Source organism: Aciduricibacillus chroicocephali (assembly GCF_030762805.1).
Lineage (GTDB): Bacteria > Bacillota > Bacilli > Bacillales > Amphibacillaceae > Aciduricibacillus > Aciduricibacillus chroicocephali.
In genome coordinates, this window is sequence record NZ_CP129113.1 from 234,915 (window position 1) to 248,203 (window position 13,289).

16 protein-coding genes are annotated in these 13,289 nt (G+C 42.6%); 13 read left to right on the plus strand and 3 right to left on the minus strand.

Features of this window, described 5'->3' with window-relative positions:
* Positions 1-12: 12 nt before the first annotated feature.
* The 6 genes from QR721_RS01310 (at position 13) to QR721_RS01335 (ending at position 5,604) form a co-directional block, all read left to right on the plus strand.
* The gene (locus QR721_RS01310; protein WP_348028406.1) at positions 13-855 is read left to right on the plus strand and encodes a YitT family protein; all 843 of its coding nucleotides are present in this window, start codon (positions 13-15) and stop codon (positions 853-855) included.
* Between the two features lie 82 nt (positions 856-937).
* Positions 938-2,110, plus strand: a complete 1,173-nt coding sequence (gene trpB, locus QR721_RS01315) for a tryptophan synthase subunit beta (protein ID WP_348028408.1) — start codon at positions 938-940, stop codon at positions 2,108-2,110.
* An 88-nt stretch (positions 2,111-2,198) separates the two neighbouring features.
* Positions 2,199-2,792 (plus strand): biotin transporter BioY, encoded by a 594-nt coding sequence (locus QR721_RS01320; RefSeq protein WP_348028410.1) that lies wholly within the window; start codon positions 2,199-2,201, stop codon positions 2,790-2,792.
* Positions 2,793-2,870: 78 nt separating this feature from the next.
* Positions 2,871-3,578 carry a response regulator transcription factor gene (locus tag QR721_RS01325; RefSeq protein ID WP_348028412.1) on the plus strand — a complete coding sequence of 236 codons (708 nt, stop codon included), beginning with the start codon at positions 2,871-2,873 and terminating at the stop codon, positions 3,576-3,578.
* Entirely contained in the window at positions 3,568-4,923 is a 1,356-nt protein-coding gene (locus QR721_RS01330; protein ID WP_348028414.1) for a HAMP domain-containing sensor histidine kinase, read from the plus strand. Before QR721_RS01325 ends, QR721_RS01330 begins: the two co-directional genes overlap by 11 nt.
* 81 nt (positions 4,924-5,004) lie before the next feature.
* Complete coding sequence (locus QR721_RS01335; protein WP_348028419.1) at positions 5,005-5,604, plus strand: DUF5666 domain-containing protein; 600 nt, start codon at positions 5,005-5,007, stop codon at positions 5,602-5,604.
* Positions 5,605-5,923: 319 nt separating this feature from the next.
* Here the strand turns inward: QR721_RS01335 and QR721_RS01340 are convergent, their stop codons facing one another.
* Positions 5,924-6,832, minus strand: coding sequence for a DMT family transporter (locus QR721_RS01340; RefSeq protein ID WP_348028421.1), 909 nt, complete (start codon positions 6,830-6,832; stop codon positions 5,924-5,926).
* Positions 6,833-6,976: 144 nt separating this feature from the next.
* Between QR721_RS01340 and pdxR the strand changes: the two genes are divergently transcribed.
* Together pdxR and QR721_RS01350 are read left to right on the plus strand one after the other, a co-directional pair.
* A complete protein-coding gene (pdxR, locus tag QR721_RS01345) occupies positions 6,977-8,365 on the plus strand; it encodes a MocR-like pyridoxine biosynthesis transcription factor PdxR (RefSeq protein WP_348029758.1) in 1,389 nt (462 codons plus the stop codon).
* Between the two features lie 67 nt (positions 8,366-8,432).
* Entirely contained in the window at positions 8,433-9,164 is a 732-nt protein-coding gene (locus QR721_RS01350) for a gamma-glutamyl-gamma-aminobutyrate hydrolase family protein (protein ID WP_348028423.1), read from the plus strand.
* A 49-nt stretch (positions 9,165-9,213) separates the two neighbouring features.
* On the opposite strand, the gene QR721_RS01355 is transcribed toward QR721_RS01350, so the two are convergent.
* Positions 9,214-9,420, minus strand: a complete 207-nt coding sequence (locus QR721_RS01355) for a hypothetical protein (RefSeq protein ID WP_348028425.1) — start codon at positions 9,418-9,420, stop codon at positions 9,214-9,216.
* A 122-nt stretch (positions 9,421-9,542) separates the two neighbouring features.
* Between QR721_RS01355 and QR721_RS01360 the strand changes: the two genes are divergently transcribed.
* The 5 genes from QR721_RS01360 to QR721_RS01380 all read left to right on the plus strand — a co-directional run bounded on the left by QR721_RS01360 (position 9,543) and on the right by QR721_RS01380 (position 12,252).
* Positions 9,543-10,046: a TspO/MBR family protein gene (locus tag QR721_RS01360; RefSeq protein ID WP_348028427.1), complete on the plus strand. Its 504-nt coding sequence runs from the start codon at positions 9,543-9,545 to the stop codon at positions 10,044-10,046.
* Positions 10,047-10,083: 37 nt separating this feature from the next.
* The gene (locus tag QR721_RS01365) at positions 10,084-10,800 is read left to right on the plus strand and encodes an aspartate/glutamate racemase family protein (protein ID WP_348028429.1); all 717 of its coding nucleotides are present in this window, start codon (positions 10,084-10,086) and stop codon (positions 10,798-10,800) included.
* Complete coding sequence (locus QR721_RS01370) at positions 10,793-11,338, plus strand: cysteine hydrolase family protein (protein WP_348028431.1); 546 nt, start codon at positions 10,793-10,795, stop codon at positions 11,336-11,338. The genes QR721_RS01365 and QR721_RS01370 overlap by 8 nt, the downstream gene beginning before the upstream one ends.
* 22 nt (positions 11,339-11,360) lie before the next feature.
* Entirely contained in the window at positions 11,361-11,822 is a 462-nt protein-coding gene (locus tag QR721_RS01375) for an ASCH domain-containing protein (RefSeq protein ID WP_348028433.1), read from the plus strand.
* 97 nt (positions 11,823-11,919) lie between these two features.
* Positions 11,920-12,252, plus strand: coding sequence for a zinc ribbon domain-containing protein YjdM (locus QR721_RS01380; protein ID WP_348028435.1), 333 nt, complete (start codon positions 11,920-11,922; stop codon positions 12,250-12,252).
* Positions 12,253-12,328: 76 nt separating this feature from the next.
* Here the strand turns inward: QR721_RS01380 and QR721_RS01385 are convergent, their stop codons facing one another.
* Positions 12,329-13,201, minus strand: coding sequence for an RluA family pseudouridine synthase (locus QR721_RS01385; protein ID WP_348028437.1), 873 nt, complete (start codon positions 13,199-13,201; stop codon positions 12,329-12,331).
* Between the last annotated feature and the right edge of the window lie 88 nt (positions 13,202-13,289).

The following is a 13,289-nucleotide window of genomic DNA, read 5'->3' on the forward strand; positions in this document are numbered from 1 at the left end:
AAGAGAGCAGTAATGGAATATATCTCAATTATTTTTGGTTCCGCTCTTGTTGGTCTTGCCTACAATATTTTCTTTCTGCCGGCTAGACTTGCGGCAGGTGGTGTTTCGGGAATTAGTACAATTTTATATGAACTGTATGGATTCACACCTGCCTATGTGCAGTGGTTGTTCAATATCCCGATTTTCATATTAGGAATGATGCTTTTAGGAAAGGACTTCAGCTTTAAAACGCTTGTTGGTATTTTCTTTGTTCCCTTTACCATTTGGGTGACTTCAGGTATGACGTTTCAAATTGAGAATCCGCTACTTGCTGCTATATATGGAGGAGGTCTTCTTGGTATCGGTCTAGGCATCGTTTATCGTGGAAAAGGATCGACAGGAGGACTAGCTACCATAGCACAGATTTTGAAGAAATATACGGGGCTTTCAAGCGGTTATTGCCAGATGATTGTGGATGGCCTTGTTGTCATTGCATCGGCCGCTGTCTTCAATCTTGAACTTGCTTTATACGCAATGATGGCGATTTATGTTACGAGCAAAGTTATTGATTTTGTTCAGCTGCAGACGTCACCATCAAAACTCGTACTCATTATTACGGAAAAAGAGGAGCGGATCCAGTCAATTATACGTGATGAAATTGACCGTGGGCTGACAAAAGTACGTTCTGTCGGTGGCTTTTCAAATATGGAAAAAACGATGATTCTCTGTGTTGTGGAGCAACAGGAGGCCATCTACTTGAGAAAAATTCTTCAGGAAGAAGAGCCGACCTCGTTCGTCGTTTTTCTTAACGCTTCAGAAATTTTGGGGAGAGGATTTTCTCTGGCAAAAGTTGATCCAGTCAAAGATAGAGATTAAAAAGGGAACCGGGTGCATCGGCATCTGGTTTTGTTTTATGTTAGAATAGACGAAATATTCCGCTTAGAGGGAGAGGAAAGATATGAGTGTAAACGGCAATGAGGAAAAACAAGGATATTACGGAGAGTTTGGCGGCAGTTTTGTTCCACCTGAGCTTCAAAATGTCCTGGATGTACTGGCAGAAGCCTTCTATAAGTATAAGGATGATCCTGAGTTTAATGAGGAATTCAATTATTATTTGGAACACTTCGTCGGTCGAGAGAATCCACTCACTTATGCGAAGAATCTTACGGAGAAGATTGGCGGAGCGAAAATTTATTTGAAGCGCGAAGACCTGAATCATACAGGGGCGCATAAAATCAACAATGCAATCGGTCAGATCCTGCTTGCAAAAAGGATGGGAGCAACTCGTATTATTGCCGAAACAGGTGCTGGACAGCATGGTGTGGCTACCGCAACAGCGTGCGCAATGTTCGATATCCCTTGCACAATCTATATGGGGAAAGTGGATGTAGAGCGTCAAGCGTTGAATGTATTTCGAATGGAACTGCTCGGAGCAAAAGTTATTCCTGTAAATAAAGGACAGGGGCGATTGAAAGACGCAGTAGATGCAGCGCTAGGGGACCTCGTAGAAAACTATGAAAATACATTCTACCTTCTCGGTTCAGTTGTCGGTCCACATCCGTTCCCGACGATGGTGAGACACTTCCAGTCAGTAATTAGCGAGGAATCAAGAAGACAGGTTATACAAGCAGAAGGCAAGCTTCCATCAGCGGTTATCGCCTGTGTTGGCGGTGGAAGCAATGCAATTGGTGCGTTTGCTCATTATCTTGAGGACGAGAATGTACGTCTCATTGGTGTTGAACCTGTTGAAGCAGCGACGATTACGGAAGGTGTCCCGGCAGTCATTCATGGATTCAAGTGTCTTACTCTACTTGATGAGAACGGAGAGCCGCAACCGACTTATTCCATAGCTGCAGGACTGGATTATCCTGGAGTCGGACCGGAGCACAGTCATTTGAAAGTATCGGAGAGGGCGGAATATGTAACAGTATCCGGAGAAGAAGCATTATCGGCATTCCAAGAGCTATCGAAAGTGGAAGGAATCATTCCTGCATTGGAAAGTTCACACGCAGTCGCTCATGCTAGCAAACTGGCAAAAGAGCTTTCACCTGAAGACGTCATTATCGTTAATCTGTCCGGCCGTGGCGATAAAGATGTGAACCAAGTCTTCGATATGCTTCATAACAAGTAAGTTAGGTATCAAAATACTTTATTCTCAACTGCCTCCAAATATGTTAACTTATAATAAATATAGTAAACAATAAGGAGCAACAGCTATTATGAGTGATCAGCAAAAGAGATTGAGAGAAATTATTGTCTGTGCATTATTTGTAGCCATCACTGGAATCCTCGCACAAGTTTCTATTCCAGTTCCCCCTGTGCCTTTTACGGGGCAGACATTGGCGGTTGGGTTGACTGCGACTATCATAGGAAGCCGGTTAGGTACATTTTCAATGATCGGTTATATGGCGCTTGGAGCTGTAGGTGTTCCAGTCTTCTCTAGCTTCAGTGCAGGATTGCAAACAATTGTTGGTCAGACAGGCGGATTTATTATCGGCTTCATTCCAGCAGCCTTTATAATTGGTTTTATTCTTGAGAGAACCAAATTTTCAATTCCAATGGCTATAATCGCTAATGTAATCGGCATGTTCGTGACACTTGGGTTCGGAGTGATTCAGTTGAAGTACGTGGCGGATTTAAGTTGGGCAGCAGCATTTGCCGGTGGTGTAACACCATTTATCCCGTTGGGTCTAGTAAAGGCAGTACTGGCAGCCTGGATTGGCATTATTGTGCGCAAACGTCTTATTGCTGCGAATGCTTTACCTGTAACGAAAAGAAAGCGAATAGAGAACTCTGAAATTGGAATATCATAGTAGTACATGAGGATCTGGCTGTCGCCGGGTCCTTTTTTTGATATGATACTTTGAAGTATGAATAATAAGGTGGTCCGAATGATAAAAAAGAAGATACTTATCGCAGAAGATGAGGCAAGAATCGCACGTATATTGGCATTGGAGCTGGAGCATGAAGGCTATGAGACAGAAATCGCAGGGACGGGGAAAGAGGCATTTGCAGCAATGCAAAAAGGTGACTTCGACCTCGTTTTGCTCGATGTCATGCTGCCAGAGATAAGCGGTTTTGAAGTATTGCGACGTGTACGCATGGAGGATGAAACGACACCAATAATTCTCGTCACAGCACGTGACTCTGTATACGACAAAGTAAACGGACTTGACCATGGGGCGAATGATTATATAGCAAAACCATTTGAGATGGAAGAACTGCTGGCCCGAGTAAGGTCCGCCATACGTACTTCGGAAGCGCAGGCAAATAAGCGAGGATCTGGAAACATTAGAATAGTGGGAGATCTGAAAGCTGACCTCATGACACGAGTAGTATTAAAGGACAACAAGGAAGTAGAATTGACAAAGAGAGAATTCGACCTGCTCGTTTTTCTTATGGAATATAAAAATCAGATCTTAACTAGAGAACAGTTGCTTGATGCTGTTTGGGGATTTGCATACAGCGGAGAGACAAATGTTGTTGATGTGTATATCGGTTATTTGCGTAAAAAACTGGACAGTAAAGGTGAATCGTCACTCATTCATACTGTGCGAGGAGTCGGATTTACGATGAAAGGGACAAAAGATGAGCATTAAAACGAGACTAGGTTGGTTGCTTGTGTTCTGGTCTCTGCTTATCTTGCTTGCAGCAAACGCATTTACTTATATTGCTTTTGTCAACGAGACAGAAGACAGAGAACTCGATGCAATAGAGGATGCAGGGGAAGGTCTGCTCAATATGGGCATTGATCTTTCTGATGTTAATAGCAAACCGTTCCTCAAATCTCTGTTGCCTGATGATGGGATGATTAGGGTTCTGGATAATGAAGGGAATGTACTTGTCCGTGTAGCAGATGAGGATGACGCTGCTTATTTTCCTCCCAGCCGGCATCTAAAGAAGGAAAAGACGGCAATCGTGGACATTGAAGGAGAAAGAATTGCTCTGTTTGCAGTTCCTGTTACAAACGGAGGTTCTGCAACAACCTTGGAGATTTCACGTAATTTAAGTGAATTGCAAGAAGAGAAGAGGACTCTGTTACTCACAATGCTCTCAGTTTCAATTGTCCTTCTAGCGCTTGCAGTTCTGATTGGGCAATTTATTGCAAAACGATTTCTTAAGCCCGTTTCAGTCATTGGTAGAACAATGGAAGACATTAAGGAAAGTGGACAGTTCCAGCGAATTGTATTATCGAAACGGAAAGATGATGAGCTTTATGCATTGGCAATGAATTTCAATCATATGATTGACTCGCTTGAAGAGATATTCGCTAGACAAGAGAGGTTTATTGGTGATGCCTCCCATGAGTTGAAAACACCTTTAACAGTTATTGAAAACTATGCATCTATACTGGACCGTTGGGGCAAAAAGGATCCGGCACTCCTTGATGAAGGAATCGAGGCAATTAGAGATGAGTCGATAAGGATGAAGCATCTCGTAGAACAACTGCTTGATCTAGCTTCTGTTCAGAAGCAAAACTTTGAACTCGATCCAATTGATGTCGCTTTATTGGCAAAACAAACAGCTCAACGTCTAGAAAAGGCTTCTGGACGAAATATCCTGATGGAAAGCGGACAGGGTCGGACTTTGGCGATGACAAACAAAGAGAAATTTGTCCAAATTCTTTTCATACTCTTGGATAATGCCTTGAAATATAGCGAAGAAGCAGTGACTGTTAAAATCTCTGCAAATGAAGAAACGGTCATAGTAGAGGTGAAGGACAAGGGAATTGGGATCCCTCAGTCTGAAATTCCAAGATTGTTCGAGCGTTTTTATCGTGTAGATGCTTCGAGGACGCGCGCTACTGGTGGAAGCGGTCTCGGTCTGGCAATTGCTCGGGAACTGACCGAGAAAAACGGAGGCAACCTCCAAATCAACAGTAAACAGGGTGAAGGTACAACGGTAAGATTGGAGTTGCCGGCTGTTGATGAAAGACAATCTTAAGGAATTTCTTAATAGCTTCAAAATGGGATCTTAACTTAGGCGGTTATACTGAATTCAACAAATCATTTTGGAGGGATTCAGATGAAAAAACGGACAAAAATCTTGTTGCCGACAACAGCCTTGGCGCTTGGAATTGGAGCGTTTGCTTTAACAGGTGAATTGAGTGAAGGAACAAAAGCATATCAGAATTACGCTACACAAAATGAATACAAAACAGGTGATATTTATACGGGCAAGAAAGCAAACGCCAAACAGAACGCCAAAAGACATATTGAAATCGAAGGTAAAGTCACTGGAATTTCTAAAGACAGCATTACAGTCGATGTTCCATTCCAAGGAAGCAAGACTTTTAAAATCGATAAGAATACAAAATTAAAAAAGAGCAGTTTGAAAAAAATCTCAAAAGGTTCTCTTGTTGAAATTGATGCAAATGGAGATTATGCATACAAAATTGAAGCCGAGAAATCGATTGAAACTGAAGGCATAATCATTAAGATTACAGAACAGGAAGTAACCGCAGAACAGAATGGTAAGCAAGAGACTTTCAAGAAGGCAGGCAACTTCCGTATTGATGCCGAAGACTATAGCGGTGCATTGGAAGGTCTCCAAGCTGAAATAAAATTGAATGCCAAATCTGAAGTGAAAGAACTGGAAATTGATGAAGACGGTGCCGATGATTAATAAATAAGGAGGCTGGGACAGAAGTGTTTTAGCCTATAAAAAACTCGAACTAATGCAAAGAATAAAATTGCTTTAGTTCGGGTTTTTTCTTTATAGAGTATAAGTTCTCAAAAACACTTGGGGATAAGCCGCCACTGCGAAAAGAATGCTCGCTTTCACCCAAGGCCATAGTGCGACATCTGTTCAAGCTGCCTTTTCCGTCGCTTACTCCGGCGGGGATGCAACCGGTGCCTAGATGTTAACTGATGCATTCTTCGTTTTTTACATAAGCAATTTTGTTGTGTCGCTGCCTCCCCTTCTTCTAGATTCAGCAAATTCGCTAGATTTCAGCGATACTAGTAAGCTTTCCTTTTTTCCGTTTTACAGTCTTTATATTTGTAATAAATACGCCAGTTAGTACGATCATACTGCCGCCAATTTGATATATACTCGGAGTTTCGCCAAGGAAGATCCAGGCGATGAAATAGGAAATGGCTGGTGTCAGATAGAGTGAGCTCGTAGCTTCGGTGGCACCGGTTTTGGATGTGACATAAGCAAGGGCGAAGTACGGAACCACTGTCGGAAAAATGCCGAGATAAACGACTGTCAGTGTAGCATCAAACGGAGCTTTTGCTATTTCAGCGAATAAGCCTGGCGAGAAGATCAGCATGGAAATCGTCCCAGCCCAAATCGTATACATTGTAAATGGAAAGAAACCATAACGTTCAAGATAGCGATTCTGAAATACAAAATAGAAGCACTCTGCTATTGAGGCAATGAGTATAAACATAATACCAATGTGTAGTGCAGTTCCTCCATTACCCCCACCAATCGTAATTACGATAACCCCGATGAATGAAACAAGCGCGCCAAACCAGCCGTGAATTGGAAGCTTCACTTTATGGAAAGCAAACGCAAGAATTGCTGTGAAAATAGGAGTCATGGAAACGAGAAGACTTGCAATTCCAGCACTAACAGTCTGTTCCCCAATATTTAGTCCGATATGATAGACGGTAAAAGCTAGAAAGCCTAGCAGCATAATGACAGGTAAATCTTTAAGCCGTGGTATTGGAGTTTTAACGAACAAAGAGACGATGAGTAGAATACTTGATCCGATAAGCAATCTAAGGAGAGAAAGATGTTCAGGTGAGTAGGCAGAGAGGGCATGTCGAATCCCGGGAAATGCAGATCCCCAGAACAAAATAGTAAAGAAATGTGCGGAGAAAATTTTCAGCTTGGTCATTTTCATAGTTGGGTTACACTCCTCTCAATACCAGCCAGTCGATTTGTTGATTTCCATATTAGCGTGGGTTTGCTAAAATGTCTCCAACCAGTAAACGGTGGAAAAACCAACCAGTATGAGGAGAATTGTTCGTTGAAACAGCCAAAATATATGCAAATCATCATTTATATAAAAAGTAAAATTTCCAACGGAGAGTGGACAATCGGCAGTCCAATTCCAAGCCAAAGAATGCTCGCAAAGATGTTCAATGTAAATCGAAGTACTGTCATTACAGCTCTTGATGAACTGATGGCTGATGGACTCGTTACAGGCATTCCGGGAAAAGGGACAGTCGTTACGAACAACACTTGGACACTTATGGGGAAAGAGGCCATGGCAAATTGGGGTGATAGTGTTTCAAAAGGTATACACGAGGCAAGTATGTCGACGGTTCAGAAAATTAACGATGCCGAATCTGATTCAGGTCTCATCCAATTAAGTAAGGGTGAGCTTTCTCCAAATATTTTTCCCTTAGAACAAATGAAATTAATTATGCGTGAAGTGTCCGAACAACTGGAGCCATTTGGTTATGAAGAGCCAAAGGGAAATCCGTCTCTACGTGAGGCAGTCAGCAATTACTTGGAAAATCGAGGGATGAAAGTGTCGCCATCTTCCATACTTATAGTGTCCGGAGCCCTTCAGGCATTGCATCTTATCTCAATTGGATTGCTGCAAAAGGGCGCAGATGTAATGCTTGAACAGCCGTCTTATTTATACTCGCTTTCTGTCTTTCAATCGGCTGGCATGAATTTATGCGGGTTGCCAATGGATCGTGAAGGTTTAAAGCCAGAAGCACTCAAACAAATGAATGAGCACGGCAAAAATGTTCTTTACACAATCCCTTCCTTCCATAATCCGACAGGTGTTCTTATGACGAATAATCGAAGAATGCAAATTATCAAAGCCTGTGAGCACGAACGGCTGCCAATAATTGAAGATGATGTTTATCGTGATCTTTGGATTGATACGCCGCCTCCGCTGCCATTAAAAACGATGGATCGTCACGGCAACGTTCTTTATCTCGGAAGTTTGTCAAAAAGCCTGAGCCCAGGCTTGCGAATCGGTTGGCTCGTGGGACCCGAAGCAGTCATTGCTCGCCTTGCTGATTTGAAAATGCAATCTGACTATGGATCAAGCTCACTTAGCCAGCAAGTTGCTGCGAAATGGCTTTCAAGCGGAGCATATGACACACATATTGAGAGTGTGAGAAAGGAATTAAGAGAGCGTCGTAATATAGTCTTAAAATACTTGGAGAAGCATCTCGGTCAATTTGCTGATTGGGACATACCTGCTGGAGGATTTTTCATTCGTGTCCGGCTTCGACCAGAATTCCGGGTAGGCAAATTATTCCAGAAGGCGTATGCAAGTGGTGTCCTGCTGAACCCAGGGAGCATTTATGCTGAGCGTGACGGCCAGTATTTTCGGATTTCTTTTGCCTATGATGCGCTCAATAGGCTGGAAGAAGGAATTCAGAGAATCGGTATGCTTGTAAGAAGCTGATTTGTTTTAACTGCACGAGAGCCGGGAAATTGTTCTCTATAATGAATTGTAAAATGGAGGGGAAGACATGGCTGAGAAAAAACCGATCATAGGTGTCTCCGCAGATATTGGAGTAGAAGAGGCGAGCAATTTTCCAGGACACAGGCAGACTTTTGTCTATGAGGACTACGTAAAAGCTGTTGAAGCTGCCGGCGGCGTGCCGATTGTTCTACCAGTAACAAGAGATGAAGAAATAATCAAGCAGCATGCAGAAGAAATTGACGGCCTGCTTCTGTCAGGCGGGGTTGATATCAACCCTCTTGAATATGGAGAAGAGCCGCTTGAGAATCAAGGTGCAATTTTTCCGGAACGTGATGAATTTGAAATTGCCCTTGTGAAAGCTGTTATTGAACTGGAGAAACCCGTTTTCGCAATCTGTCGTGGAATTCAAATCATGAATATTGCATACGGAGGAACCCTTTATCAAGATCTCGAATATGCTCCTGAGCATACGCTTAAACACCAACAAGGATCAGGACGTCCGGGAGATGAGAGTCATACTGTTTTTGTTGAAAAGGGTTCCTGGCTTCATGGTATCTTTGGTGAGGAAGTTAGGACGAATTCATTCCATCACCAAGCAATCAAAGATGTCGCAGCCGGGTTCAAAGTGACAGCAAAATCAAAAGACGGAATTATAGAAGGAATTGAGAAAGAAGGAGACTGCTCCATCGTAGGGGTGCAATGGCATCCGGAACGAATGGCAGATGAGCGAGATGATATGCTAAGGCTGTTTAAGCATTTGGTGAAAGAAGCAAGCTAAAGAAAAAGAGGACGAACCTCATGCCATACGGCATGAGGTTCGTTTTATTTTAGTCCTGTTTGTCTTCATCAAGGAATGATGCTCTAGCCTGTTTGTGTTTGTCGATCTTTTCGAATTTATCAATCTGACCTGCGTTTTCAATATCTCCTGTTGCTTTATACCCTGCAATTTCCTTGTCGGAAGTTGTACCGTAAAGCCCCATGCCGCCTAATTCCACATTGATTTTTTCATTTCTTTCATTATTCTTATTGGCCAATCAGATCACCTCCTGTACTTTTCTCTAAATACTATGTCCAAACTAATCCATAACATTTGCAGAAAATGTGTCTAGCCTGTTTTGTACAATTTCAGGGAATGTTAAATTCAGGAGGCGATACTATGGAAATCTTCAAGGTGAATGGAAAACTGAACGGTAAGAAATTGGCTCTTAGCGTACTCGTGCCTGTAGCTGGAGGGGCACTCGTCGGTTGGTTAGCCAATAAGGATTCAAAGCAGGATTATGCAAAACTTGAGAAGCCTGCATTCTCCCCGCCACCGTCAGTATTTCCTGTTGTCTGGACAGGACTCTACACAAAAATGGGATTGGCGCGATATCGAATTGCGGAGAAGGCGGAACAGATGAATGCCAAGTCAGAAAGTCTTCTTGTATACAACACCCAGCTAGGTTTGAATTTTCTATGGTCATTCCTTTTCTTCAAATGGAACTTACGGGGAACTGCGCTTATAGAGATGACGATTCTTCTTGGAGCAATTCTTATGACAATGTGGAAATTTTATGAGGAAGATCGACTCGCAGGGCTTATGATGACTCCATATCTGGGTTGGGTAGGTTTTGCACTTGCTTTGAATTATTCAATTTGGTCTATGAACAAGCAGAAGTAATTTAAATGTTATAATTGGTTAAATATGGAGGGTTATTATGAGGAAAGTAGGTATCATTGGCGGAACAGGACCAGAGGCGACGGTGGACTATTACCAGTCCATCATCGCCGAATATCAAAATCGGATTGGCAGTAAAGAAGACTTGCCTGAGTTGGTAATTAACAGTATTAATATGTACAAAATTTTTAATTTACTGGAAGAGGATGAAAAGTCCGAGCTAGTTGACTATCTTGTTGAAGCGATTCAATCTTTGGAGCGTGCGGGAGTTGATTTTGCGGTCCTCTCTGCAAATACTGCACATATTGTTTTTGAAGAAGTTGAGAAGAGGGTTTCCATTCCGCTCATTAGCATGATTCAGGCGGCTTCTGCAAAAGCGAAGGAATTGGGACTACAGAAAGTCGGTTTGATTGGCACAGGTTTTACAATGGCAAGTGATTTCTATGAGAATGCATTTTCAAAAAACAATCAGGAAATCATTGTTCCTAGTAAAGAAGACCAGGATTATATTCATCGCAAGATTGTTGATGAATTGGAACAAGGGATAGTCAAAGAAGAGACAAAGTCCAGATTCCTGAAAATCATTCGTAAGATGGTCGCTGAACAGAAGGCAGAAGGGATCATTCTTGGATGTACCGAGTTGCCTCTTATGATTAAAGAGAGTGATCTCGACGTTCCTGCATTAAATACGACGGCCATTCATGTTAATCGGATACTTGATGCAGTGCTTGGGGCAGGAGAGAGTATCGATGACTAATGAAAAGGCATTAATTCTCGTTGATGTACAGCAAGGATTCGATGATCCGAAGTGGGGAACAAGAAACAATTTGCATGCGGAAGAAAACATTGCTCAACTGCTGGCTTATGGAAGAGAGCAGGACTGGCTGATTATTCATGCGCAACATCTTTCTAAAGAGGAATGTTCTCCACTCCACCCTGCTAAGCCAGGGGTTGCTTTTAAACAGTTCGCTCAGCCGCTGCCTCATGAAAAGATTGTGCAGAAACATGTGAATAGCGCATTCATCGGAACAGACCTTGAAGTCTATCTTAGAGAACATTCAATTGAAAAGAATATTATTGTCGGCCTGACAACCCCTCATTGTGTTTCCACAACTGCCAGGATGAGCGGTAATCTAGGATTCGCTACAATTGTAGTCGAAGATGCGACAGCTGCTTTTCCACTCATGAACCACAAGGGTCAGTTTTTCTCGGCTGAAGTGGTTCATGAAAATGCTTTAGCATCCTTGTGCAATGAGTTTGCTGAAATTAAGAAAACTAAGGATCTGATAAAGTAAATAGAGAAAGTGGGTAAAAGTTATGGAGAATAAATCAGTTGTTGCACTTTGGTCAGCTTACAAAGAGAATTATCTAGATGCGCCTGAATCATATGAGGCTTGGGGATTTGGTGACTCGCCAGCGATGGCAGATGATTTGGCAAGGCTTGTAGTGGAGGGCACTAAAACTGCCACTGCTTCAAACCATGCACTCTACGAAATTGAACAGGAGCCGCTTCCTGTGCCAGGTCTAATTAATATCATTCTGGATGGCCAAGGGAAAGCAGTTGCTGTTATCGAAACGACAAATGTGCAAGTCATGCCATTTCATGAAGTTACAGAAGAGCATGCATATTTGGAAGGGGAAGGTGACCGTTCGTTAGCATATTGGCGATCTGTTCATGAATCATTTTTTAAAAAAGAACTTGAAGCAAATGGCTTGGTATTCAATGAAGATATGCTCGTCGTCTGCGAACGTTTTAAAGTTGTTATGATACCCGAATAAAGTGACAGAACCCCTGAATTCACAAGGTTTCCTGGCAATTTGCAGAAACTTCTATATAATGAGATGAAATACATAGCTTATTGGAAGGGGCGAGAATATGTCAGGTATTCCAAGTTGTCCATCCTGCAATTCTGATTATGCCTATGAAGACCGCGGACTGTTTGTCTGTCCGGAATGTGCTCATGAATGGTCTGGTGAGGCGGCAGAATCTGAAAGTACATATGTGAAAGATGCTAATGGCAACATGCTTCAGGATGGAGATACAGTCACAGTCATTAAGGACCTTAAAGTAAAAGGAAGCTCTTCCGTTCTAAAGATTGGAACGAAAGTGAAAAATATTCGTCTTGTGGAAGGTGACCACGATATCGACTGCAAAATACCGGGATTCGGTCCGATGCAGCTGAAGTCGGAATTTGTAAAGAAAGTGTAGTTGCATACATAGTGAAAAGAAGCTGCTCCATCGGTCTTTTGCGACCGATGGAGCAGCTTCTTTTATTTATTATCTTTTATCCAAAGAACATTTTAAGGAAGTCTTTTGGAACATCAGATTCGAAGCGCAATGTCTTGCCTGTTTTCGGATGGACAAAGCTGATCGCATAGGCGTGTAAACCAAGCCGGCGAAGCGGATTGAGTCGTGCGCCATACTTCTTGTCGCCTACGACTGGATGACCAATATCCTGCATATGAACACGAATCTGATTCTTACGTCCGGTTTCCAGATTTACTTCCAGCAGAGACATATCACGGGATGCCTTTGCGACTTTATAATGTGTAATCGCCTTTTTCCCGCCGTTATCCTTCTGGCTGGAATGCATTTTATGGGCAGGCCCTTTGCCCTCTGTAAGCCATGAACTGATTGTACCGTCTTTGGCAACATGACCTTCGACAAGGGCCAAGTATGTGCGCTCTTTAACGTTTTCTTTCCAGGCATTTTGTAGTGCTTGTTGTGTTTCTTTATTCTTTGCAAAGATAAGCAGACCTGATGTATCTCGATCAAGACGGTGAACGATAAACAGCTGGCGCTTTGGTTGGGTTCTTCTGAGGTAATAAGTCAGCTCACGATAAGCGGTTGCCTGCTTCTCTGTATCAGTTGCAATTGTCAACAGTCCGGCAGCTTTCTCGACGACCATGAGATCTTCATCTTCATAGACAATTTCAACTCCGCGGAGCTTGACATCTTCTGGTACGACACGATTTTTAATTTGTACCTTGTCTCCCGGTTGCAGCTTTTCATTAAACTGTGTCGTCACTTTACCGTTTAGAACTACTTGGCCACGACTGAGTATCGACTTTACCGAGTTACGGCTCTTGCCGGAAAGTGCTTTATAAAGGAACTTTAAAAGTTCATCTTGTTCATTAATTCTCCATTCATTTGCCATGGATCGTATTCATCCTCTGTTTTGCAGTTTTCATCATTATACCACCGCAAGTGAGTCCAATACAGCTTGGCACTATTTGGGGGATTGG